This window comes from Streptomyces sp. LaPpAH-108 (assembly GCF_000373625.1).
Taxonomy (GTDB): domain Bacteria; phylum Actinomycetota; class Actinomycetes; order Streptomycetales; family Streptomycetaceae; genus Streptomyces.
Map to the genome: position 1 here is coordinate 373,725 of NZ_KB891995.1, position 21,717 is coordinate 395,441.

Annotated in this window: 18 protein-coding genes; 12 read left to right on the forward strand and 6 right to left on the reverse strand. The window is 73.9% G+C overall.

Annotated elements, in window-relative coordinates; all coding sequences use genetic code 11:
* Positions 1-72: 72 nt before the first annotated feature.
* The gene (locus B079_RS0120740; RefSeq protein WP_018547754.1) at positions 73-576 is read right to left on the reverse strand and encodes a hypothetical protein; all 504 of its coding nucleotides are present in this window, start codon (positions 574-576) and stop codon (positions 73-75) included.
* A gap of 236 nt (positions 577-812) precedes the next feature.
* Between B079_RS0120740 and B079_RS0120745 the strand changes: the two genes are divergently transcribed.
* Complete coding sequence (locus tag B079_RS0120745) at positions 813-1,985, forward strand: PP2C family protein-serine/threonine phosphatase (protein WP_018547755.1); 1,173 nt, start codon at positions 813-815, stop codon at positions 1,983-1,985.
* A gap of 111 nt (positions 1,986-2,096) precedes the next feature.
* Positions 2,097-3,170: a hypothetical protein gene (locus tag B079_RS0120750; RefSeq protein WP_018547756.1), complete on the forward strand. Its 1,074-nt coding sequence runs from the start codon at positions 2,097-2,099 to the stop codon at positions 3,168-3,170.
* Here B079_RS0120750 and B079_RS0120755 read toward each other — a convergent pair.
* Together B079_RS0120755 and B079_RS32430 are read right to left on the reverse strand one after the other, a co-directional pair.
* A complete protein-coding gene (locus tag B079_RS0120755) occupies positions 3,160-4,776 on the reverse strand; it encodes an LCP family protein (protein ID WP_018547757.1) in 1,617 nt (538 codons plus the stop codon). The two genes, B079_RS0120750 and B079_RS0120755, sit on opposite strands and share 11 nt — an antisense overlap.
* Before the next feature lie 271 nt (positions 4,777-5,047).
* Positions 5,048-5,254, reverse strand: a complete 207-nt coding sequence (locus B079_RS32430; protein ID WP_037801716.1) for a hypothetical protein — start codon at positions 5,252-5,254, stop codon at positions 5,048-5,050.
* Positions 5,255-5,365: 111 nt separating this feature from the next.
* Here B079_RS32430 and B079_RS0120765 point away from each other — a divergent pair, with 111 nt between their 5' ends.
* Positions 5,366-6,511 carry a hypothetical protein gene (locus B079_RS0120765; protein WP_018547758.1) on the forward strand — a complete coding sequence of 382 codons (1,146 nt, stop codon included), beginning with the start codon at positions 5,366-5,368 and terminating at the stop codon, positions 6,509-6,511.
* 43 nt (positions 6,512-6,554) lie between these two features.
* Here the strand turns inward: B079_RS0120765 and B079_RS0120770 are convergent, their stop codons facing one another.
* A complete protein-coding gene (locus B079_RS0120770; RefSeq protein WP_018547759.1) occupies positions 6,555-7,361 on the reverse strand; it encodes a hypothetical protein in 807 nt (268 codons plus the stop codon).
* Between the two features lie 154 nt (positions 7,362-7,515).
* On the opposite strand from B079_RS0120770, the gene B079_RS0120775 reads away from it, so the two are divergent.
* The gene (locus B079_RS0120775; protein ID WP_018547760.1) at positions 7,516-8,484 is read left to right on the forward strand and encodes a nucleoside hydrolase; all 969 of its coding nucleotides are present in this window, start codon (positions 7,516-7,518) and stop codon (positions 8,482-8,484) included.
* Between the two features lie 560 nt (positions 8,485-9,044).
* Here the strand turns inward: B079_RS0120775 and B079_RS0120780 are convergent.
* Positions 9,045-10,022 (reverse strand): LAETG motif-containing sortase-dependent surface protein, encoded by a 978-nt coding sequence (locus B079_RS0120780; RefSeq protein ID WP_018547761.1) that lies wholly within the window; start codon positions 10,020-10,022, stop codon positions 9,045-9,047.
* A gap of 329 nt (positions 10,023-10,351) precedes the next feature.
* On the opposite strand from B079_RS0120780, the gene B079_RS0120785 reads away from it, so the two are divergent.
* The gene (locus tag B079_RS0120785) at positions 10,352-12,010 is read left to right on the forward strand and encodes a glycoside hydrolase family 13 protein (RefSeq protein WP_018547762.1); all 1,659 of its coding nucleotides are present in this window, start codon (positions 10,352-10,354) and stop codon (positions 12,008-12,010) included.
* An 18-nt stretch (positions 12,011-12,028) separates the two neighbouring features.
* On the opposite strand, the gene B079_RS0120790 is transcribed toward B079_RS0120785, so the two are convergent.
* Positions 12,029-12,805: a DUF4142 domain-containing protein gene (locus B079_RS0120790; RefSeq protein ID WP_078496051.1), complete on the reverse strand. Its 777-nt coding sequence runs from the start codon at positions 12,803-12,805 to the stop codon at positions 12,029-12,031.
* Between the two features lie 231 nt (positions 12,806-13,036).
* Between B079_RS0120790 and B079_RS0120795 the strand changes: the two genes are divergently transcribed.
* The 7 genes from B079_RS0120795 (at position 13,037) to murJ (ending at position 21,717) form a co-directional block, all read left to right on the forward strand.
* On the forward strand, positions 13,037-13,723 hold the full coding sequence (locus tag B079_RS0120795) for a DUF6445 family protein (RefSeq protein WP_018547764.1): 687 nt from the start codon (positions 13,037-13,039) through the stop codon (positions 13,721-13,723).
* A gap of 163 nt (positions 13,724-13,886) precedes the next feature.
* Positions 13,887-14,306: a DUF7144 family membrane protein gene (locus tag B079_RS0120800; RefSeq protein WP_018547765.1), complete on the forward strand. Its 420-nt coding sequence runs from the start codon at positions 13,887-13,889 to the stop codon at positions 14,304-14,306.
* 70 nt (positions 14,307-14,376) lie between these two features.
* A complete protein-coding gene (locus B079_RS32435) occupies positions 14,377-15,093 on the forward strand; it encodes a DUF4328 domain-containing protein (RefSeq protein WP_234016831.1) in 717 nt (238 codons plus the stop codon).
* Between the two features lie 89 nt (positions 15,094-15,182).
* Complete coding sequence (locus B079_RS0120810) at positions 15,183-16,133, forward strand: MIP/aquaporin family protein (protein WP_026248900.1); 951 nt, start codon at positions 15,183-15,185, stop codon at positions 16,131-16,133.
* Between the two features lie 393 nt (positions 16,134-16,526).
* Entirely contained in the window at positions 16,527-18,440 is a 1,914-nt protein-coding gene (locus B079_RS32440; RefSeq protein WP_158685033.1) for an ATP-binding protein, read from the forward strand.
* Between the two features lie 187 nt (positions 18,441-18,627).
* Positions 18,628-19,674: an LAETG motif-containing sortase-dependent surface protein gene (locus tag B079_RS35960; protein WP_234016832.1), complete on the forward strand. Its 1,047-nt coding sequence runs from the start codon at positions 18,628-18,630 to the stop codon at positions 19,672-19,674.
* Positions 19,675-19,977: 303 nt separating this feature from the next.
* A complete protein-coding gene (gene murJ, locus B079_RS32445; RefSeq protein WP_018547770.1) occupies positions 19,978-21,717 on the forward strand; it encodes a murein biosynthesis integral membrane protein MurJ in 1,740 nt (579 codons plus the stop codon).

The window sequence follows — 21,717 nt, forward strand, 5'->3', positions numbered from 1 at the left end:
TACGGGCTCGGGGGAAGCGGGGGAACGCGTGGACCCCGGCCGGGCGGGCCGGGGTCCACGGGGCGTACGGGGTCAGTGGATGCGGTGTCCCGCCGCGTCCTCGCGGGTGTAGAAGCGGTAGAAGAACACGATGAACGTCACCACCGCGACCGCGATCGAGTTCCCCACCGAGCGGTAGATCGAGTCGCCGGTCTGGCTGTAGAGGAAGCCGAACGAGCAGCCGATGAACACCGTCCAGGCCGCCGCGTGCAGCTCGCGGGGCAGCCGGGGCGCCACGGTCAGCAGCGCGATGAGCACGACCGCGAACACGAGGGCCGTGAGGAACCCGAAGAGCAGGTTCCAGCCGGTGATGGGGCCGCCGGAACGCCGGTTGGCCGCCGCCCAGTAGCCGTAGATCAGCCCGCACAGGACCGGTACGACGATCCTGAGCATCCGGTGCGTCCGGGCGTCGAACACGTCCGGCGGCAGGCCGGTGCGGGCCCGGCCGCTCTGGCCGCCGTGGCCGCCTCGGCCGTCCTGGCCGGAGGTACGGGCGCCGCCGGTCGGCGTGCCGGATGCGGGTGCCGCGTGAGCCATGAGAGCGCTCCTCTCGCCCGACGTCCCGCAGGCGATGTCGCCCGACATCGCGGGGCGTCACCTGATGCCGCTCCACACTCCAGGGCACACCGGGGGCGGCGGCCCGGCAAGTCGGCCGGGCCGCCGCCTGCGGGCCGGAGCGCCCGGATGCGCGCGCGGTGGGTCCGTGTTTCGCTGAAGGACACGGAGGGCCCGGGCCGCCCTGACGCGGACGGGCTCGTGACGGAGAGGGTCTCGTGGAGCGGATCGACCACCGGGGCCAGGAGCGGGACGGGCTCCGGGTGGGCGGGTGCGGAGTGGCCTGGCTGGTGCCGTTGCTGCTGCTCATAGGCCTCGCGGGGGTGGACCTCACGACCGGGGAGCGGTTCCGGGTGGTCTCCTGGATCGTCCTGGTGCCCAGCGTCGCCGCCGCGCTGTGCGGGGTGGCGACGACCGTGGTGTTCGCGCTGCTGTCGCTGGCCACGTACGTCGCCGTGGACACCGCGTTCCCCGATCCGTACCGGGCCGGGAACGCCGACTTCGTGCTGGTCGCGCTCGGTGGCGCGCTGGCCGTCGTCGCCGCCGAGCTGCGGGCCCGCCGGGAGCGGCGCGAGGGCCACATGCGGGACATCGCGGAGACGACCCGCCGTACGGTGCTGCGCCCGCTGCCCGCCGGGTGGGCGGGCCTTGAGCACGCGGGGGTGTATCTGGCCGCCGACACGGACGCCCGGGTGGGCGGCGACTTCTACGACATCCAGCCCGGCCCGCACGGCACCCGGGTCCTCGTCGGCGACGTGCAGGGCAAGGGGCTCGGCGCGGTGGAGACGGCGGCGGCGCTGCTCGGCACCTTCCGCGAGGCGGCGTACCACGAGCCCGACCTCGCGACCGTCGCGGACCGGCTGGAGATCCGCATGTACCGCCACCGCGGCCACACCGCCGCGCTCGGCCGCTACGACGGTGAGCGCTTCGCCACCGGCGTCCTCCTCGGCTTCTCCGAACAGGACGGCGACACGGTCGAAGTCATCAACTTCGGTCACGAGGCGCCCCTGGCCGTCGGCCCCCACGGCGTACGCCCCCTGCCCGGCACCGAGCGCCTCCCGATCGGCTTCGGCCATCTGACGGGGGACCTGGCCGGTGACGTCGAGGGGCACCTGGCGGAGTCCCCGAAGGAGACCCCCGCTCCCGCACTCCACCCCGACGAGACCCTCCTCGTCGTCACCGACGGGGTCACCGAGGCCCGTGACCGGCGCGGTGAGTTCTACGCGCTCGTGCGGGAGCTGGAGCGGGAGGTCGCCCGGGATCCGGGGCGTCCCGCGCCGGACCGGCTGGTGCGGGCCGTGCGGGACGGGGTGCTGCGGCACACCCGGGGACGGCTCGCCGACGACACCACCGTGTTCGCGGTACGACGGCTGCCGGAGGTGTCCGGGTAGTCCGGGTGGGGCGCTGCCGTCCCCGGTGGAGGGACCTTCCCCGTCCTCGGCGTGCCCCCAGGGCCCCACCGGTTACGGTGCTCGCAGGGTGGTCCGAACAGGGGAGGCGTGATGCCCGGAACCGTGCTGCTGCTGGCGGCCTCACCGTTGGGGCGGGGACGGCAGGTGGATGCGGCCGGGGTGCTGCCGATCCTGGCGGCCGTCGCCCCGGCGGTGCTGTCCGGGACCGAGACCGCGAACGTGGTCGAGCTGGCCGACCCGCTGGACCCGCAGGCCGTGCTGACGCGGCTGCGCGCCGCCGCTGCCGCGCCAGGACCGCTGACCGTGTTCGTCACCGGGCAGCTCCAGCTCGACCGCCGCCAGCACCTGCCCCATCTGGCGCTGGCCCGCACCACGGCGGCCACCGTGCGCTACACCGCGCTGCCCTGGCACTGGATCAGGGAGGAGCTGCGGCTGCGCCCGGCCGGGGCCACCACGCTCGTCGCCGATCTGCACGCGGACGCCGAGACCTGGGACCGTCTGCTCGCGCACCCGCTGGACTCGGGCCGCACCGCCGAGGTGTACGGCCGGATCGCGCCGCCCGCCGCCCGGCGCGGGATCGCCCAGCCGACGTACATGAAGGCCGTCGCCACCCTGCTGCGCAGCGGGCACCGGCCGCCGCTCGCGGAGCTGCACCGGGCGGCGCTCGACCGGATCGCGGACGAGCTGAGCACGAACCTGGTGCTCACCGCGCCGCCCCGCCCGGCGGGCGATCCGCACGCCGAGCTGACCGCCGCCGTGCGCGACGGCCGGCACGCCGAGGCGGACGCGCTGGCCGCCCGCCATCAGCAGGCGGCGGCCCACGCACGCGGCCCGGCGTCCGAGGACGCGCTGCACTGGGCGGAGGTACGGGCCGACCTCGCGATGTTCGCGGGTGATCCGGCGCGCAGCTGCCGGGCCTGGCTGGACGTGGCCGGGGTGCGGCTCGCCGCCGGGCAGGCGCCGGACGCGCCCGCGGTCGAGGCCGCCGCCGATCGCGCCCACCACCAGTGGGGCCGGATCGAGGACCCGGCCCGGGCCCGTGAACTGGGCCCCGCGCTCGCCGACTTGAGGCTGAGGGTGCCGGGGCGGCGGGACGGTGCCCTGGACCACGTCCAGCGGAAGCTACAGAAGCTGACGGACCGTCAGGCCGACGTCACCAGGTGAAGCCCGGCTGGATCTCCATGCACGCGTCCGCCTTCTCGCCGTTCAGCACGGCCGCGCTCTCCGGGACCTTCTTCGGCTTGGTCTTCGGGAAGGTGTCCCCGGTGCGCCAGTCCTCGCCGACGACGAGCGTCACGCCCTGGACCTCGTCCGACTGGCGGGCCCGCTTCAGCGGGATGTGCAGCGCGTCGGCCACCGCCTGGGCGTCGCCCTCCTGGTCGGGCGTGGAGTAGAGCACCTGGGTGTCGGGCTCGGTGGCGGGCGTGGTGTCGGTCGAGGCGCTGGTGAAGCCCTGGGTCTGGAGCACCTGGGCGACGGCGGAGGCGCGCTGGGGCGCCGGGGCCTCCAGGGCGGTGCCGGTGCCGTTGCGCACCCGTACGGCGATGTCGGCGGGCGGCGCGGCCGGGTCGGTGGACGTGGGGTCCGGCTGGGGCTTCTTGCCCGCGAGGCCGGTCAGCGAGTCGTCGTCGCGGACCATGGAGATGAGCTGTTCGGCGTCGCCGGGGGTGGGCACGAGCCGGTTGTGGTCCTGGGCCCACTGCACGGTGGGCAGGGTGGTCATGGTGATGCCCTTGGTGGGCACCTTCTGGAGTTCCATCGAGAGGTCGTAGAGCTTCTTGACCGTGCCGAGCCCGTCGTCCACGGTGAGCGCGTCGGTCGCGGCCTCGGCGAGCTTGCGCATCTCGGTGGGGTTGCCGAGCCGGGCGTTGGCGCGCAGCTGGCGGACCATCGAGTTCATGTACATGTGCTGGGCGTGGGTACGGCCGATGTCGGTGCCGTCCTCGAAGCCGTAGCGGGTGCGCAGCCACTGCAGGGCCTGCTTGCCCTTGACCGGGTGGGTGCCCTTCTCCAGCTTCAGGCCCGAGCCGTGGCCTGAGGCGGTGTGCGACCAGACGTTGTCCTTGACGCAGACCGGGACGCCGCCGATGGCGTCCGCCATGGCGACCACGCCGGAGAAGTCGACCATCATGAAGTGGTCGATGTGCACCCCGGTGAGCTGCTGCCAGGTGGCGACGGTGCAGCCGGGGCCGCCCCGGCCCAGCGACTCGTTCGCCATGGAGAGGGAGAGCGCCGGGTACACCTTCTTGGTGTCGGCGTCCGTGCACTTGGGGATCGGGATCATGGTGTCGCGGGGCAGGCTGATCACCGACATGTTGCTGCGGTCGGCCGACAGGTGCAGCAGCATCTGCACGTCCGCGAGCGGCGGGCGGCCCACGTCGCCCTTGGAGCCGCCGAGCTTGAGGTCACTGGCGGTGTTCCGGCTGTCGGAGCCGATGAGCAGGATGTTCAGCGGGGTCTGGCCCTGGGCGTTCGGGGTGGCCTCCGGCACGGGGGAGTCGCCGAGGTTGAGCCGGGCCTTCTTGATGTTGCCGTTGAGGTGCTCGTAGTAGACGTAGCCCGCGGCGGCGGTGCCGATGACCAGCAGCGCGAGGGTGGCCGCGGACCACTTCAGTATGCGGCGCCCGCGCCGGGGGCGGGCCGCGCCGTCGCCTTTGCCCGCGCCTTCGGTGCCGCGTCCGCCGCCTTTGCCGCCGCGTTCGCCCTCGTCGCCCGACCGGTCCGCGGGTCCTGTCGCGAACTCCTCCGCGCGCAGGCTGTTCGCCGTCATCCCGTGACCTCCCACCCCTGGCCCGGACCCCGGGGCCACCGAAAGAATCGCCCATCGCCGGTCAAGCGGCGCGCGCTCGGCAGCACCGGTCCGGGAGCGCTCACCCTAGCCGCGCGTCCGGCTGTCAACCGTCGGCGGTGAGATATTCCACTCTTGTACAACCGGTGGATTGAACCTGTTTGCTGGGAAAGGCGCGGTTGGCCTTGGCCACAGTTTTACCCGGAGTTCCCCTGGCGGCGCTTGAAAGAGCCCTGCGCGTAAGGGCGTTGGGTCACCGCTGGGCGGAGCGGGCCGGTGGCACGGAGGGGGTGTCCGGGGTGGGCGCCGGACCCGCGTTCGCCGCCGTGACCAGCGCCGCTACCGCCACCACGGCCGCCACGACACCCCGGGTGAGGGAACTGTCGTCCGCGGTCCGGCGCAGCCGGGGGCGGGAGAGCGCGCCGGTGCGTCCAGGAGCGGCCGATGTACGTCCGGGCACGGTGACCTCGCTACGGCGGGTGACGAGTCGGATACACGTGAGCCGCCGATTAACCTAGGGCTGCGCGCCCCCAACGACAAGGGGGCCCAAGGGAGTTGGGGAGGACGCCCGATGCGCGAGCGGAAGGATCCGGCCGCCGTCGCGGAGGAGTTGCGGCGACGCCTGGCGGACGCCCGCCGCACACTGGCCGACGGCGCCCCCGAGGAGGCCGGGGCCCGCTTCGCCGAACTCCTCACGGAGGCGGAGGAGTTCGCGGAACAGGGTCTCGCCGCGGAGCGCGCCGCCGCCCTGCTCGGCCTCGGCGAGAGCGCCCTGGAGACGGGCGAACTGACCGACGCCCTGGGGCACTTCGAGCGTGCGGCGGACCTGCTCGCGGACGAAGCGGCCCCGGTCCGCGCCCCGGTCCTGCGCGGACTCGCCGTCGCGCACTACCTCAGCGGTGAACTCCGGTACGCCGTCCACCTCCTGGAGTCCGGCCTCGCCGAACTCGCCCGCGCCGAACCGCAGGACCCCGACGCCCTGGCGCTGCTGTACGCCACCGCCATCGGGCCGTACATGGACATGGGCGCCCACCATCACGCCGCCCGCGCCGCCGAGTCCGCGCTCGCGCTCGCCCCGCGCGTCTCCGACCCGGCGCTGCTCGCCCGTACCCACCGCTCGGTCGCGCGCACCCTGCTCGCCCAGGGACGGCACGCCGAGGCGGACGCGTCCCTCGCGACGGCCGCCGAGCTGTACGACCGGCTCGGGCTGCGCACCGAACTCGCCCACTGCCACTGGATGCGCGGCTACGTCCGTGCGCAGGCCGGTCAACTCGCGCGTGCCGAGCAGGAGTTGCGGCAGGCACTGCTGATGCTCGGGGAGACCCGCGCCGCGCTCTACCGCAGCCAGGTCGCCGTCGAGCTGGCCGACGTGCTGCACCGGCGCGGCAGTTCGGGCGATGCCGCCGAGCTGCTGGCCGGGGTGCTCGGGGACTTCTCCTCCGAGCGGGGCGCGGTCCACGCCGCCGCCGCGCACCGGCTGCTCGGCATCATCGCGGAGGACGCCCACGACACCGAGGCAGCCGAGGAGCACTACGTCCGCGCGCTCAGCCTCCTGGAGCGGGCCGGGGCGGCGGGAGATCTGGCCGATCTGTGCCGGTTGCTCGGCGATCTGCTGCGCCGTGGCGGCCGTACGGAGGCGGCGCTGGACGCGTACCGGACGGGGCTCGGGCACCGCACCGCGCCGGGGAGTACGACGCTCGGGCCCGCGCAGCTCTGAGCGCGGCCGGGGAGCACCAGGCCCTGTCCTGCCCCGCGCGCGCTCACACCTGGACGCGGCCCTGCTTGCGCACGTCCGCCAGGCGCAGGGCGCCGACCTGGACGGCGGCCTGGGTCGCGTCGTTCGGCACGTCGCCCAGGCCGCCGTTGGTCAGCGCGAAGGCGTCCTGGCCGACCCGGACGGCGGCCACGTCCAGGGTGAGCAGCACGTCCTGGTCGTCCTCGGTCGTGGTGGCGACGGTGACGCGCAGCCCCTGGCGCTCGTCCCCGACCTCGGGCAGCGAGGCGGCGTTCACCCGCACGTCCTCCACCAGCCCGGTCTGTGTCCTGGCGGTGAAGCGGGCGCAGTCGGCGGGCATCGTGCCGAGCCAGGTCAGCGCGGCGTCCACGTCGGCGGGGCGGCGGGCGGCGATCTGGTAGCGCAGCTGGGCGCCGGTGTCGGGGTCGTCCAGGCCGACGGCGACGCGGGCGGGGGCGCCGAGCAGCGTGTCGGCGTAGAGGGCGTCCAGGAGCGGCTGGCACCGGCTCGCGTCGGTGGTGGCCTTCAGCAGGCCGTCCCGCCAGGTGGCCGCGCCCTGCGTCGCGGTCCAGGGGGCGCCGAGATCGGTCTCGGTCAGGAGCGCGGACTGCGCCTGCGCGGTGGTGAGCAGCGCCTTGTCGTTGCCGGGCGCGGCCTGGGAGGAGGCGGGTGGCTTCTCGACGGTCGGCAGCGGCTGGCGGGCGGTCGGGGGGTGCTCCAGGCCCAGGGTGGCGCAGCCGCCGACGCCGAGCAGACAGGAGACGAGCAGGGCACCGCGCACGGATATCGCACCGGTCCGCATCGGCAGGGCACCACGGGCGCGTGCGGTCATCGGGGTGCCTCCTGCTCGTACCGGACGGGCTGTTTCCCCTCACGGCATCACCCCGCGCCCCCTCTCACCAGCGCTCCGGTCCGTCCGGGTGAGCGCGGGGCGGGGGCCGGGCGGCGGGGGTAGGTTCGGTACCCGCGACCGAGAGGAGCCCGCCGTGGCCGAGCGGCCCGCCGTTCCCGTGATCATCGACTGCGACACCGGGGTGGACGACGCGCTGGCGCTGCTGTTCGCCGTCCGGCATCCGGGGCTCGACCTGCGGGCGGTGACCTGTGTGGCCGGGAACACCGACGTGGACGGCGTGGTCCGCAACACGCTGACCGTGCTGGAGCGGGCGGGCGCGGCCGACGTCCCCGTGGCGCGCGGCGCCGAACGGCCTCTCCTGGAGCCCGCCCGGATCGCGCACTGGCACGGCACCGACGGCATGGGCGACCTCGGGCTGCCCGCCCCGGCCCGCGCCCCCGTCCCCATGGACGCCGTCACCCTGCTGCGCCGCGAGATCCTGGCCGCGCCGCGCCCGGTGACCCTGATCCCGACCGCGCCCCTCACGAACATCGCCCTGCTGCTGCGCACCCACCCCGAGGTGACCCGGAACATCGAGCGGATCGTGTTCATGGGCGGCGCGGTCGGCCCCGGAAACGCCACCGCGGTCGCCGAGTTCAACGTCTGGCACGACCCGGAGGCGGCGGCCGTCCTGCTCACCGCCGGGGTGCCGATCACGATGTACGGGCTCGACGTGTTCACCCGGGTCGTCGTGCCCGGCGCGGACGTACGCAGGCTGCGCGCGAGCGCCGAACCGGGCACCCGCCTCGCCGGTGACCTGCTCGCCCACCGGCCCCCGGCCCGGGGCACCGAGCCCCGCGACGCGGCGGCGGGCGGCCTCGGCGACGCGGGCGCGGTCCTGGCGGTCGCCGACCCGGCGGGCCTGACCACCCGCCACGCCCCGGTCGAGATCGCCCTCGCCCCGGGCCCGTCCCGCGGCCAGACACTCGTCGACCTGCGCGGACGCCCGGGGGAGTCGGAGCTGCACCATGGAGAACGGGAACGTCCCTTGGTGGACGTGGGGGTGGACGTGGATGTGGAGCGGTACGTGGAGTTGTATCTGTCGACGGTGGAGCGGGTGTAGCCGGTTCGGCCGGTGGCGGGGCGGGGGTGGTCGTCGGGCCGGGGATGGAGTGGGTGTGGCCGTCGGGCCTGTGGCGGGGTGGCTGCCGCGAGCCGGGCTGGTGGCGGGGTGCCTGTGGTCGTCGGGCCGGTGGCGGAGTGGGCGTGGTCGTCGGGTCCGTGGTGGGGCGGGTGTGGCTGTCCGGCCGGTGGCGGAGTGGCCGCCGCGAGCCGGGCCGGTGGTGGGGTGCCCGTGTTCGTCGGACCGGTAACGGAGTGGCCGTGGTCGTCGGGTCCGTGGTGGGGCGGGTGTGGCTGCGCGGTCGATGGCGGGGTGGCCCGCCGCCAGCCGGGCCGGTGGCGGGGCGGCCGTGGGGCTTGGGACACGGCGGGCGGACGTGGGCGTCCGGGCCGGAGGGGAGCGCGTTCGTGCACGACTGCGCCCCCGGCCGCCGTGAGGCCGCCGGGGGCGGGGGGAGAGGCGGGGGCGCGTCGGGTCCGGGGGTCGGCCCTGACTCCGGCGTCCGGGTGGGTGTCCGGCGCGCTCGCCTCGCGCTGGGGGCGTTGGGGCGCCCCGTGGGGTCAGTGCTGTGTCGCGCGCTTGCGGCGGGAGACGACGACGGCCGCGGCGCCCGCCGCGACCAGGGCCGCCGCGGCACCCGCGATCAGCCCGGAGTTGCTGCCGCCACCGGTCTCGGCGAGGTCGCCGGAGCCGCCGTTGGCGGAGGGGGAAGCGGCAGCGGCGGTGTCCTTGACGCTCGCCGAGGGCGACGCGGAGGAACCGGACTCCGCCTTGGTGCTCGGCGAGGCGGACTCGGCGGCCGACTCGGGCGCCGAGGCCGACGGGGAGACCGAGCCCGAGTCCGACTCCGGGGCGGTGGCCGAGGGCGAGGCCGTCTCGGCGGGCGTCGTCGGGGCGGCCGGGGTCGGCTGCGCCTCGATCGAGCACTCCTTGGTGCCGCCGTTCCAGGCCGCGATCAGCTTGTCCTTGATGACGGCGTGGTCCGGGCCCTTGGGCAGGTCGCCGTGGACCAGGCCGTCCTTCGCGTCCAGGTCGCCGTCGAACTTGACCGCGCCCCGGTACAGGTCGACCTGCGCGAAGCAGCCCGCGTCCGGCACCGCGATGTCGAGCGAGCCGGTCTCGCCCCGCTTGACGCTCACGGTGTCGAAGCCGACCAGCGCCTGCTGCCCGGAGGTGGCCCAGGTGGCGCCGTGGGCGAGGTAGGAGGCGAGCGAGGCGGTGCAGGACGCGGCGTCACCGGCGGTGCGGACCTTGATGTGGACCTTGCCGTCCTCGGTCGGCCTCAGGTTCTGGTCGTCCACCTTGACCGAGGCGAAGAAGCGGGTGCCGTCCAGCGAGAACTCACACGCGTCGGTGCCGGTCACGGTGCCGGCGCCGGTGCCCGGCGTGAGCCGGCCGCCAGCCTTCCAGCCGTCGCCGCCGGGCGCGCCGTGGGCCCAGGCCCCGGAGGCGGCGGCTACGGAGGCGGCGCACAGGGCGAGCGACGCGGCGCCCGTCCCCAGCAGGCGGCGCGCGGTGACACGTCGGGCTATGGACATGGGTATCCCATCGGTTCGGGGAGAGCACGCGCAGGGGCGCGGAGAGATCACAGGAGAGAACCGCGGCCTCCACGGACCCCTCGGTCCCGTGCGCCACAGTGTGGAGACATGGTGATCGTCCTTGTGAAAGCTGTCAACCTGCGCTAACGCGCCGGGTGTTCGGGTTTCCGTCCGCGCCCGGTTTCCGTTTCGGGGTGATGTGGACAGATTCCTGTCGGAGCCCGGCCGCACCCCGGGGCACCCGCCCGGCCACCGGCACCCGGCCCGATCCGGCCGACCCGCCGGACCCCGACCCGCCCGACCCCGGCCCCCGCCCGAACGGAGCCCGCATGGCACACCCGCCCGCCGACCTCTCCTCCCCGCACCCCGACTGGTGGCGCCAGGCCGTCATCTACCAGGTCTACCCCCGCAGCTTCGCGGACGCCGACGGCGACGGGCTCGGTGACCTCGCGGGCGTCACCCGGCACCTGGACCAGCTGGCCGTGCTCGGCGTGGACGCGGTGTGGCTCAGCCCCTTCTACCCCTCCGAACTGGCCGACGGCGGCTACGACATCGCCGACCACCGGGACGTCGACCCCCGCCTGGGCACCCTGGACGACGCCGACGCCCTGATCGCGGAGGCCCACCGGCTCGGCCTCAAGGTGATCGTGGACATCGTCCCCAACCACACCTCGCACCAGCACCCTTGGTTCCAGGAGGCGCTGGCGGCGGGCCCCGGCTCCCCGGCCCGCGCGCGGTACGTCTTCCGCCCCGGCCGGGGCGCGAGCGGTGAACTCCCGCCCACGGACTGGCAGTCGGTGTTCGGCGGCAGCGCCTGGGAGCGACTGCCGGACGGGGACTGGTATCTGCACCTCTTCGCCCGCGAACAGCCCGATCTCGACTGGCGCCACGACGAGGTGCGCGCCGACTTCCTCGCCACCCTGCGCTTCTGGTCCGACCGGGGCGTGGACGGCTTCCGGGTCGACGTGGCCCACGGCCTGGCCAAGGACCTCACCGAGCCGCTGCGGGACGTGGGCGGCGTCGGCGCCACGGGCGAGGACTCCCTGCCCCTGGTCGCGCCCGGCTCCCACCCCTACTGGGACCGCGACGAGGTGCACGCGATCTTCCGCGACTGGCGCCGCCTCCTCGACTCCTACGACCCGCCCCGCACCGCCGTCGCGGAAGCCTGGGTGCCGGACGAGCGCCGCGCGCTCTACGCCCGCCCGGACGAACTCGGCCAGGCGTTCAACTTCGAGTATCTGGAGACGGGTTGGGGCGCCGACGAGCTGCGCGCGGTCATCACCCGCTCCCTCGCCACCGCCCGTTCGGCGGGCGCCTCGGCCACCTGGGTGCTCTCCAACCACGACGTGGTCCGCCACCCCTCGCGCCTGGCGCTCCCGCCCGGCACCGACCTCGACGCCTGGCTGCTCTCCGACGGCACCGCGCCCCCGCTCGACCCCGTGGCCGCCCTGCGCCGGGCCCACGCCGCGACCCTGCTGATGCTGGCGCTGCCCGGCTCGGCCTACCTCTACCAGGGCGAGGAGCTGGGCCTGCCCGAGGTCGCCGACCTGCCCCCCGAGGTGCTGCAGGACCCGGTGTGGCAGCAGTCGGGCCACACCCGCAAGGGCCGCGACGGCTGCCGGGTGCCGCTGCCCTGGACGACGACCGGACCCTCGTACGGCTTCGGACCCGGCGCGGCGTGGCTGCCGCAGCCCCCGTCCTTCGCGGCGTACGCCGTCCAGGCGCAGTCCGGCACCGAGGGCTCGACCCTGGAGCTGTACCGCGCCGCGCTCAAGCTGCGCCGCAAGCTGCTGGAGGGCGAGGAGCTGACCTGGGCGCCCGAAAGCGCCCCGGGCGTCCTGGACTTCCGGCGCACCCCGGGCTGGCGCTGTCTGACCAACACGGGCCAGACGGCCGTACCGCTCCCGCCGGGTGAACTCCTGCTCGCGAGCGAGCCGTTGACGGAGTCCGGCAGTCTCCCGCCGGACACGACCGTCTGGCTGGCCTAGGCCCTCGCGCGCGAGGCCCTAGCCGACCGTGGGCGTCGGCGCGGGCTGCGGCGTCGTGTCCTGGACGCTCGAAGTATCGTCCCGGCGCGTGTCGTTGGGGCCGGTGATGCCGTCGATGTTCAGCGTGGAGGAGGTCGGGTTCGGCGGCGGGGTCAGGACGACCTCCGGCTGGCCCGGCGGCGGCGCGGGCGGCGTCAGGTCGTCCGAGGGCAGCTTGGGCGGGGTGGTCTGCTGGAAGATGGTCGAGTCGAAGTCGACCAGGCCGGTCTTCTCCATCACCGTGATGTGGTCGAGCACCGTGTCGTTGGCCTGGTCGGCCAGCGCCCGCACCAGCGAGTTCTTGGTGGTGGACCGGACCTTCGCGATGGTGTTGAAGATCGAACCGTGCGTCATCCGCAGGATGTTGGCGAAGTCGGTGTCGAACTGCTTGCCGCTCTCGGCCTTCAGCTGGGTCACGAAGCCCTCCTGCTGGGGGCTCGCCACGTTGGGCAGCGTGATGTTCAGCATGGGGGCGATCTTGCGGCAGGAGGCGTCGAGCGCGGCGTGGCCGTCGATCAGATGCTTGCTGGCCGTCTTCACGCCCGCCGTGGTGCCCTTCTCGAGCCCGATCTGCCCGAGCGGGTACTCCCACAAGCCTGCCGCGCGCACCCGGACCACGAAGTCGCGGTCCTGCTCGGTGAGGGGGCCCCACTGCGTGTTGGCGACGACACGCGTCTGCGACGCCGTGACGGTGTTCAGGCCGAGCATGCTGGGGTAGGCGAGCGCCGCGAGTGTCAGCGTCATCGCACCGCCCACGAAGATCGTTCCCGTCGCGTTCCGCGAGATGCGCACCGTGCCTCCTGCCCGGTCGTGGTTCCGCCGACAGGCGGTGGGGACGCACAGCAGTACGGATGCGGGCGCCGTTCGTCTCGATGGTCGGGGTAACAATTTCTGCTCTGCCGGGATTGGTCAAACGTTGACCCTTCTCGACAGAAGTTGACCGTTCCCCGGGAGAAGCGGGAAGGAAAGCGCCCCTAGATTCGCCCCATGCCCCCACAGCCCCCCGCCGGTCGCCCGGCGGCCCTGCCCGTGCTGCCCTATCGCAAGCCCACCCGGGGACGCGACTACTGGGTCATCGACGACGCGCTGCCCGACCCGGACGCGGTGCGCGAGCGGTGTCTGGCCAAGGACGACTGGGCCGAGGGGTACCCGTACACCTCGGAGACCTGGCCGGGACTGCGCGCGATGCCCGGCCTCGAACCCGGTGAACTGGCCCGCATCGAGCGGCTGGTGAAGAAGGCGACCGGGGCGAAGGAGCTGTGGGTGCAGCGGGCGCCTGGCGGCGGCACCCTCAACCACAACTGCGTCCAGGTGGTCGGCGAGGGCGAGAGCGAGCCCCGCCCGCACGCCGACTCGCGCGCGCTGTGCCGGTACGCGGCCGTGCTCTACCTCAACCCGCACGTCCCCAAGTCCTGCGGCACCAGCTTCTACCGCCAGTCCCTGCCCGGCGGCCGGCTCGGCGGCAACGTCGTCCAGGCCCCGCACAACAACCTCGTCGACGCCCTCGGCACCCGCTTCGTCGCCCCGGACGCCTTCGAGGAGGACGTGGACGTGCCCCACCGCTACAACCGCCTCCTCCTCTATCACGCCAACCTCGTGCACAGCGCGACCGGTTACTTCGGACGGACGCTGGAGGAGAAGCGGATGACGGCGGTGTTCTTCTGGATGGCGTGAGGCCGGGACACCCGCGCTGAACAGGGCGTGAGCCCCCTTTCCCGGGCGGCTCACGCCCTGGGTCGTTCACCCGTTCGGCTCAGCCCCCGTGGTCCCCCGCCCGGGTCCGCGTGATCGTCGTAGCAACGACCCTCTCGGGGCCGACGACGGCGGAGGTACGGCCATGACCCAGCAGCAGACGCAACCGGCGACGCCTTCCCACGGGGGGCTGGCCGAGGGCGGTGCGATCTTCGGGGGCGTGCTGATGCTGATGAACGGCATCCTCGCGATCCTCCAGGGCATCTCCGCGATCGCCGCGGACGACGTGTACGCCCGCATAGACGCCTACGTCTACAAGATCAACCTCACCGGCTGGGGCTGGATCCTGCTGGTGCTCGGCGTCATCGCGGTCATCACCGGCGTGGGGATCCTCATGGGCCTGGAGTGGGCGCGGGTGGTCGGCATCCTGCTGGCCTCGCTGAGCATGATCGCCCAGTTCCTGTTCCTGCCGTACTCCCCGATCTGGTCGCTGATCATGATCGGCATCGACTTCTTCGTGATCTGGGCGCTGGCGACGTACCACCCGCAGCGCCGCACCGTCTGACCCGCCTGACCCGCCTGTTCCGCCGTAAAAGCCCCTGGTGCGGGCGAGTTGACCCGGTCAGAATCGCGTGGTGAGCGAACAGACGACGATTCCGGCCGCCCCCGCACCCCCGATGCACGGACTGCGCCCCGTGGCGACGGTGGCCCGGCTGACCGGCCGGGCCCTGCTGCTCGCGGGGCTCGGCCATGTGCTGCGCGCGGTAGGGGAGATACGGCTGTGGACGGCGGGCGAACCCGCCTCGGGACCGCCGGACCAGGGCGAGGGCGTGCACCGGCCGCTGACCGGGCTGGAGAACGCGTACCACCTGGTCACCTCCTTCGTCGGCGTCACCATGGTGATCTGCGCGGTCCTCTTCATCTCCTGGATGTGGCGGGTGCGGGACAACTCCGTCGCCCTGTCCCGTGAGCGGCCGAAGTACCTGGGGTTCTGGGTCTACCTCGGCTGGGTGCTGCCCGTCGCCAATCTGTGGGTGCCGCGCGGTGTGATCGCCGACGCGTACCGCAGGTCCGTGCCCGGCCGGAAGCTGCCCGCCGTCGTCACGGCGTGGTGGGTGCTGTGGCTGCTCGGCATGCTCTCCGGCACCGGCCTGATCTACCGCGACAGCACGGACCAGCTGATCGAGCGCGCCTACGGCGACGTGTGGTCCCTGCTGCTCAGCGAGGCGGCGATGGTGGCCGCGGCGGTCACCGGTTTCCTCATGGTGCGCGCGGTGACGGGGGCTCAGCTGGAGCGCATCGCGTCGCTCACGGAGGCGGGCCGGGCCGAGGGGCGACCCGAAGCGGGGTAACCCGAAGGCAGTAACCCGCTCTGCGGAGCGCGTGACGGTGGGCCACTATGAGGCTGTTTGCCGCATTCGCTCTCTTAGAGGGGGCCTCAATGGCTGTCGAAATTCCCCCGCTCATCAAGCCGTCCCGGCTCCGGCACCGGGGCGGGCTTGCGGGCGAGATGATGGCGGAGTTCCTCGGGACCTTCGTCCTCATCGCGTTCGGCTGCGGTGTGGTCGCCATGGCCGTCGCGGCGCTGCCCGGCTCCGGCCGGGCCGCCACCACCACGACCATCTTCCTGGCGGCGGGCGACTGGCTGCTGGTCGCCTGGGGCTGGGCCCTCGCGGTGACCTTCGGTGTCTACGTGGCCGGTGGCGTCAGCGGCGCCCACATCAACCCGGCCGTCACCCTGGCGATGGCCGTGCGCCGCGGCTTTCCCTGGATCAAGGTGCTGCCCTACTGGTTCGCCCAGGTCGTGGGCGCCTTCGCGGGAGCCGCGCTGGTCTATCTCGTCTACCACAACGCGATCGACACCTTCGACTCCGCGGTCTCGGGCCCCAAGACCAACGGGCACACCCTGGCGTCGTTCTCCATCTTCGCGACCTTCCCCGCACCCTACTTCCACGGGGGCATCTGGGGTCCGCTGATCGACCAGATCGTCGGCGCCGCATTCCTGGTCATGTTCGTCGTCGCCATCCTCGACCTGCGCAACCAGGCCGTGAAGGCGAACCTCGCCCCGCTCATCGTCGGCTTCGCGGTCGCCGCGATCGGCATGTCCTTCGGCGCGAACGCCGGGTACGCGATCAACCCCGCCCGTGACTTCGGGCCCCGCCTGTTCACCTGGGCGGCGGGCTGGGACAGCCTGGCCTTCCCCGGGTCGGTGGCGGGCCAGTTCAGCGGGTACTGGTGGGTGCCGATCGTCGGCCCGCTGATCGGCGGCCTGGTGGGCATCTTCCTCTACGACCTGTTCGTCGGCGACGTGCTCTATCTGCGCCACGAGATGGGTGAACTGCCCGAGCCCGGCCGCAGCCGCCCGACGCGGGTGGACGAGGGCGACGAGTAGCCGGACCGCGCGAGCGGACCGATGGGCGGCGGACGGGCCCGGGCGATGGCCCGGGCCCGGCTGCGTGTCCGGGTGACGGCGACGGTGCGGGTGCGCGGGTTCCGGGTGCGGCTGCGGATACGGCTCCGGGGGCGGGCCGGGGCGCGGTTGCGGCTCTGAGGAGGCCCGGCGCCGGGAGTCCGCGGTGCCCGGGGCTCCGGTTCCGGGCTTCGGTTCCGGGATTTCCGATCGGACGTGTGTGCGGGCGTTCGCCGTGCCGTGTGATCCCCGGCGCCGGTGCGCCACCCGGCGTCGCGGTGGGCGTTGGAGTTGCCGTAGCGGTTCCGCAGGAACGATTTCCCCGTGCGTGCCGCCGGGTGGGGCACGGCGCGAGGGTTTTGGAGTACGGACGAAGTGAGGGCTTACGCCTCGGGCACCGACCGGTCGGCCACGACGGGCCGTCCGGAACCGGGTGTGCTGATCGGCCGCGCGGCGGAGACGGCCGCGCTGCGGGAGGGCCTGGCCCGGGGACGGCTGGTGACGGTGACCGGGCCCGCCGGTGTGGGCAAGAGCAGCCTGGCCACGGCCGTGGCCGCCTGCGGTGCCTGGGGCCCGGTGATCCGCGTCCGCTGCCCCGGCGGCAGCCGCACGGACCCGGGCGCGCTGGCCGAGCGGGTGACCGAGGCGCTGGGCGGCGGCACCCTGGAGGAGCTGGAGCCCGGCCTCGGCGCGCACGGGCGCCCCACGCTGCTCCTGCTCGACGACGCCGACGCCGTCCGCACCGCCTGCGCGGGCCTGGTCCAGCGGCTGCTGATGCGCCTGCCCTCCGTGCGCGTCCTGGTGACCTCCCGCCAGGCCCTCGGCCTCGGGGACGAGCGCGTCGTACGGCTCGCCCCGCTGGAGGAGGCCGACGCCGTCGAGCTGTTCCTCGCGCGGGCGCGGCCCCGGGTCGTGGCGGAGTACGGCGTGGTGGCCCGGATCTGCCGACTGGTGGAGGGCGTGCCGCTCGCCGTGGAGCTGGCCGCCGAGCAGCTGGAGCGGGGCATGACGCTGGCGGAGTTGGCCGACCGGCTGGAGCGGGACCAGTGCTGGCTGTCCGCGCCCTCGCCCGCGCTGCGCAGGCACCGCTCGCTGCGGTCCGCGATCGGCGCGCCGTATCTGCTGTGCGACCGGGCCGAGCGGGCGGTGTGGAGCAGGGCCGCCGTCTTCGCCGGGCCCTTCACCGAGTCGTCCGCCGCGTATCTGTGCTCCGGCGCCGGGGTCGCCCCGCACCAGGTCCCGGCCTGCCTGGCCCGGCTGACCGCCGCCGGGGTGCTGCGGACCCTGGGCGAGCCCGGTGGCGTACGCCCGCCGCGCTATGTGATGACCCGTGCCGCCCGCGACTTCGGCGCCGAACGGCTGCGCGCGGCCGGGGAGTTCAGGGTCGCCGTCACCCGGCATGTGCTGCACCACCGGCGGCTGGCGGAGATCGCCGGGAACCTGTGGAGCGCGGGCGAGCAGCGGCAGGCGGCCCGGCTGGTGCGGGACAACGAGGCCGACCTGTCCGCCCTCGTCGACCACGCGCTCGCGCTGCCGGAGGCGCCCGCAGGGCAGGTGGCGGCGGCGCTGGCCGGGGTGGTGGACCTGTGGTTCTGGTGGGCCGTGCACGACCACGCCGAGGAGGGCCGCCGTCATCTGGCCCGGCTGCTGGCCCGGCATCGCGCCGACGACCACCTCGCCGCCCGCGCCCGCTGGCTGGCCGCCTGGCTCAGCGCCCCCGGGGACGCGGCCACCGCCCGCGAACTGCTCGGCCAGGTCTGGCCCGCCGCCGTGCTCGCCGGTGACGACGCGCTGATCGGCCGGGTCAGCCATGTCGAGGGCGTGCTGGCCTGGGAGCGCGGCGACATGCGCGCCGCCGCCGACTGCTTCCGCCAGGCGGCCGACACCGTCCCGCCGTACGCCCCCGGCGGCCCCGCCCCGTCCGTCAGCCTCGCCGCCCTGGCCGTGCTCCAGGCCCCGCTGGCCCCCGCCTCGGCCCGGCGCGACGCCCGTCGCGCCCTCGCCCAGCCCGGGGTCCGCGAGGACGCCTGGGCCACCGCGCTGGCCCGCTATGCCCGCGCCTACGCCGACCACCACCAGGGCCGCACCGCCCGCGCCTGGCACCGGGCCCGCCGCGCGCTCGCCGGTCTCGACCCGCACCCCGCGCCGCTCGACCCGTCACCCGACATGCCCCAAGTCCGGGCGGCGCTGCGGACGTTGCTGACGGAGATCGAGTCCCCGGCGCCTTCGGGGGTGCGTCCGGCGGTGCCGGGGCCGCGCAAGGGCGGTGCGGACGCGGCGCGTTCGTAGCCTCGGTGTGCCTCACGGTGGGCCTCACGGTGTGCCTCGCGGGGCCGCTCGGTGCGCCTCATGGGCCACTGGTTCACCTTGTGTGATCCAGATCACCTAAGAATTCCGTAAGCACTTGGGCAACTGTTTACCCGCGTAACCGGTCAACTCTGCGAACTCACTGATCACTCACGCATCCGAGGTTCGCATGAAGCTTCGCCGTTCCCTGGCTCTGGCCGCAGCGACGGCTGCCATAGCCCCCGCTGTGCTGCTGGCGGCCCCGGTCGCGTACGCCTCCGACGACGCTCCGGCGGCTTCGGCCTCCGCGTCGGCTCCGGCGGCCGAGGACACGACGCCCGCCGCCGAGGACACCACTCCGGCCGCCGACGACACCACGCCCGCCGCCGAGGACACGACCCCGGCGGCCGAGGACACCACCCCGGCCGCGGACGCCTCGCAGTCCACGACCGCGTCGCCCTCCGCCTCCGACTCGGCCGCCCCGTCGGCGAGCGTGTCGGCCTCGCCGTCCGCGTCGGAGTCCACGTTCCCGACCGAGTGCAACGACGGCTCCCGGCCGAAGTTCGACGACGACCTGCACACCAGCCTCTCCGGCCTGCCGTCGAAGATCGTGGCGGGCAGCGGCTACCACACCTTCAAGCTCAACGTCAGCAACACTGGCGGCCACGCCTACAAGCGCGTCGACCTCGGCGTGTTCGCCGCGAGCGTGGACGAGGACGACTTCTTCTCCGACACCAACCACCTCACGCTCCAGTACAAGGACCCGTCCACCGGCCAGTGGACGGACATCTCCCTGGACGAGAACGACGAGGGCGCGGGCTACCTCGGCTACACCGACGTGCGGGCCAAGGAGTCCTTCTCCATCGACCTGCGCGTGGCCGTCGACGCCAAGGCCCCGGCCGGTTACGGCTTCGCCATCAGCATCGGCATGTACGCCGACGACAAGGGCGACTGCGTCTACTCCAGCGACGACAGCTACTACGAGTTCGACATCCTCAAGGCGGGCGCCGCCCCCGGCAAGCCGGGTGACGCCAAGCCGCAGGGCGGCCACAAGCCGCTCCCGGCCAAGCCGTCCGGCAACACCGAGATCGCCCCGCAGGGCCACCTCGCCGAGACCGGCGCTAGCTCCGTCCTGCCGGCCATCGCGCTGAGCGGTGGCGCCGCCGTCGCCCTGGGCGCGGGCGCCGTCTTCGTCGTCCGCCGCCGCAAGGCCGCGGGCTCCGGCATCGTCGCGTAACGGTCCATTCCCGGCGTCCGGCAGCCGCCGTACGCGCACCCGGGGCCTCGTCCACCCACCGGTGGGCGAGGCCCCGTGCCGTACGACCGGTACTCTTCCCTCCGCCGTCAACCGCGCCTCCGTGCCCCTGGTTCCGGCGTTCATCAGACCTGGCCGGACGTGTTTTCGGGACCGTCGGCAGCGTGGTCGCCGTCGTGTGGCTCGGCGTGCCGCCGGGAGAGGATCAGCGTGGGTTCCAGGAGCGAGAGCGAAGTCGGCGCGGCGGGACGCGGGTCGACCGGAGGCGGGCCCAGGGGAGGCGGGATGGATCCGGCCACCTTGCAGATCCGGCTGGTGGACACGGCGTCCCCGGCCGTCCCGGTGACGGAGGCCGCCCCGGCCCCCGCCCCGGCCAAGAAGTCCGGCGGCAAGGCGGCCGGGCTGCTCAAGTCCAGTGCCGTCATGGCGGCCGGCACCCTGGTCTCCCGGCTGACCGGCTTCCTGCGCACCCTGGTGATGGGTGCCGCGCTCGGCGTCGGCACCCTCAACGACTCCTACCAGGTCGCCAACACCCTGCCGACGATGATCTACGTCCTGGTCGGCGGCGGCGCGCTCAACTCCGTCTTCATCCCGCAGCTCGTGCGCTCCATGAAGGAGGACGACGACGGCGGCGTGGCCTACGCCAACCGGCTGATGACCCTGGTCGTCACGCTCCTCGGCTCCGTCACCGCGATCTGTGTGATCGCCGCGCCCTGGCTGATCCGGCTGATGTCGCCGTCCATGGCCTCCCACCCCGACCAGCTGGAGGTGGCGGTCACCTTCGCGCGCTGGTGCCTGCCGACCATGTTCTTCATGGGCCTGCACGTGGTGATGGGCCAGATCCTCAACGCGCGCGGCCGGTTCGGCGCCATGATGTGGACGCCGGTCCTCAACAACATCCTGATCATCGTGGCGTTCGGCTCGTTCGTCTGGGTCTTCGGCTCGGCCGGGCACTCCGGCATCTCCGCCGCCTCCATCAGCCCCGAGGGCGTCCGGCTGCTCGGCATCGGCACCCTGCTCGGCCTCGCCGTCCAGTCGCTCGCGATGATGCCGTACCTGCGCGACTCCGGCTTCCGCATCCGGCTGCGCTTCGACTGGCGCGGCCAGGGGCTCGGCAAGGCGCTGGGCCTGGCCAAGTGGACGTTCCTGTTCGTGCTGGTCAACCAGGCGGGCATGGTGGTCGTCACCCGGCTCGCCACGGCGGCGGGCGCGGCGGCCGAGAAGACGGGCCACCCCGGCACCGGCATCACCGCCTACAATTACGCCCTGCTGCTCTGGCAGATGCCGCAGGCCATCATCACCGTCTCGATCATGACGGCGATCCTGCCGCGCATCTCCCGCGCCGCCCACGAGGCGGACTTCGCGGGTGTCCGCGACGACCTCTCCCAGGGCCTGCGCTCCTCGGCGGTCTTCATCGTGCCGTGCGCCTTCGCCTTCCTGGCCCTCGGCGTCCCGCTGATCCAGCTGCTGTACGCCGGTGCCGGTGAGGAGGGCGCCCGCAACATCGGCTTCGTGCTGATGGCGTTCGCGCTCGGACTCGTCCCCTACTCCGTGCAGTACGTCGTCCTGCGCGGCTTCTACGCCTTCGAGGACACCCGCACGCCCTTCTACAACACGGTGATCGTCGCGGCCGTCAACGCCGCCGGGTCCGTCGCCTCCTACCTGCTGCTCCCCGCCCGCTGGGCCGTCGCGGGCATGGCCCTCTCCTACGGCCTCGCCTACGCGACCGGTGTCCGCGTCGCCTGGACCCGGCTGCGCAAGCGGCTCGGCGGCGACCTCGACGGCCGCCGCGTCACCCGCACCTACCTCCGCCTGATCGGGGCCTGCCTCCCCGCGACGGTGGCGGCGGGCTTCCTCGTCCGCTGGCTCTCCGGCGTCACGACGAATCCGGTGCTCTCCTCCGCGATCGCGCTGGCCGCTGGAGGAACGGTCCTCCTCGTCCTCTTCGCCGTCCTGGCCCGCCTCTTCCGCGTGGACGAGGTGACCGCCGCCCTCGCGATGGTGAAGGGCCGCCTGGGCCGCTGA

What these genes read in the sequence shown, in the direction of transcription:
- B079_RS0120765 (WP_018547758.1), top strand. Translation starts at nt 5,366, where the DNA reads ATGCGCGAGCGGAAGGATCCGGCCGCCGTCGCGGAGGAGTTGCGGCGA.
- B079_RS0120800 (WP_018547765.1), top strand. Translation starts at nt 13,887, where the DNA reads ATGACCCAGCAGCAGACGCAACCGGCGACGCCTTCCCACGGGGGGCTG.
- B079_RS0120770 (WP_018547759.1), bottom strand. Translation starts at nt 7,361, where the DNA reads ATGACCGCACGCGCCCGTGGTGCCCTGCCGATGCGGACCGGTGCGATA.
- B079_RS0120755 (WP_018547757.1), bottom strand. Translation starts at nt 4,776, where the DNA reads ATGACGGCGAACAGCCTGCGCGCGGAGGAGTTCGCGACAGGACCCGCG.
- B079_RS0120740 (WP_018547754.1), bottom strand. Translation starts at nt 576, where the DNA reads ATGGCTCACGCGGCACCCGCATCCGGCACGCCGACCGGCGGCGCCCGT.
- B079_RS0120750 (WP_018547756.1), top strand. Translation starts at nt 2,097, where the DNA reads ATGCCCGGAACCGTGCTGCTGCTGGCGGCCTCACCGTTGGGGCGGGGA.
- B079_RS35960 (WP_234016832.1), top strand. Translation starts at nt 18,628, where the DNA reads ATGAAGCTTCGCCGTTCCCTGGCTCTGGCCGCAGCGACGGCTGCCATA.
- B079_RS0120785 (WP_018547762.1), top strand. Translation starts at nt 10,352, where the DNA reads ATGGCACACCCGCCCGCCGACCTCTCCTCCCCGCACCCCGACTGGTGG.
- murJ (WP_018547770.1), top strand. Translation starts at nt 19,978, where the DNA reads ATGGATCCGGCCACCTTGCAGATCCGGCTGGTGGACACGGCGTCCCCG.
- B079_RS0120795 (WP_018547764.1), top strand. Translation starts at nt 13,037, where the DNA reads ATGCCCCCACAGCCCCCCGCCGGTCGCCCGGCGGCCCTGCCCGTGCTG.
- B079_RS0120780 (WP_018547761.1), bottom strand. Translation starts at nt 10,022, where the DNA reads ATGTCCATAGCCCGACGTGTCACCGCGCGCCGCCTGCTGGGGACGGGC.
- B079_RS0120810 (WP_026248900.1), top strand. Translation starts at nt 15,183, where the DNA reads ATGGCTGTCGAAATTCCCCCGCTCATCAAGCCGTCCCGGCTCCGGCAC.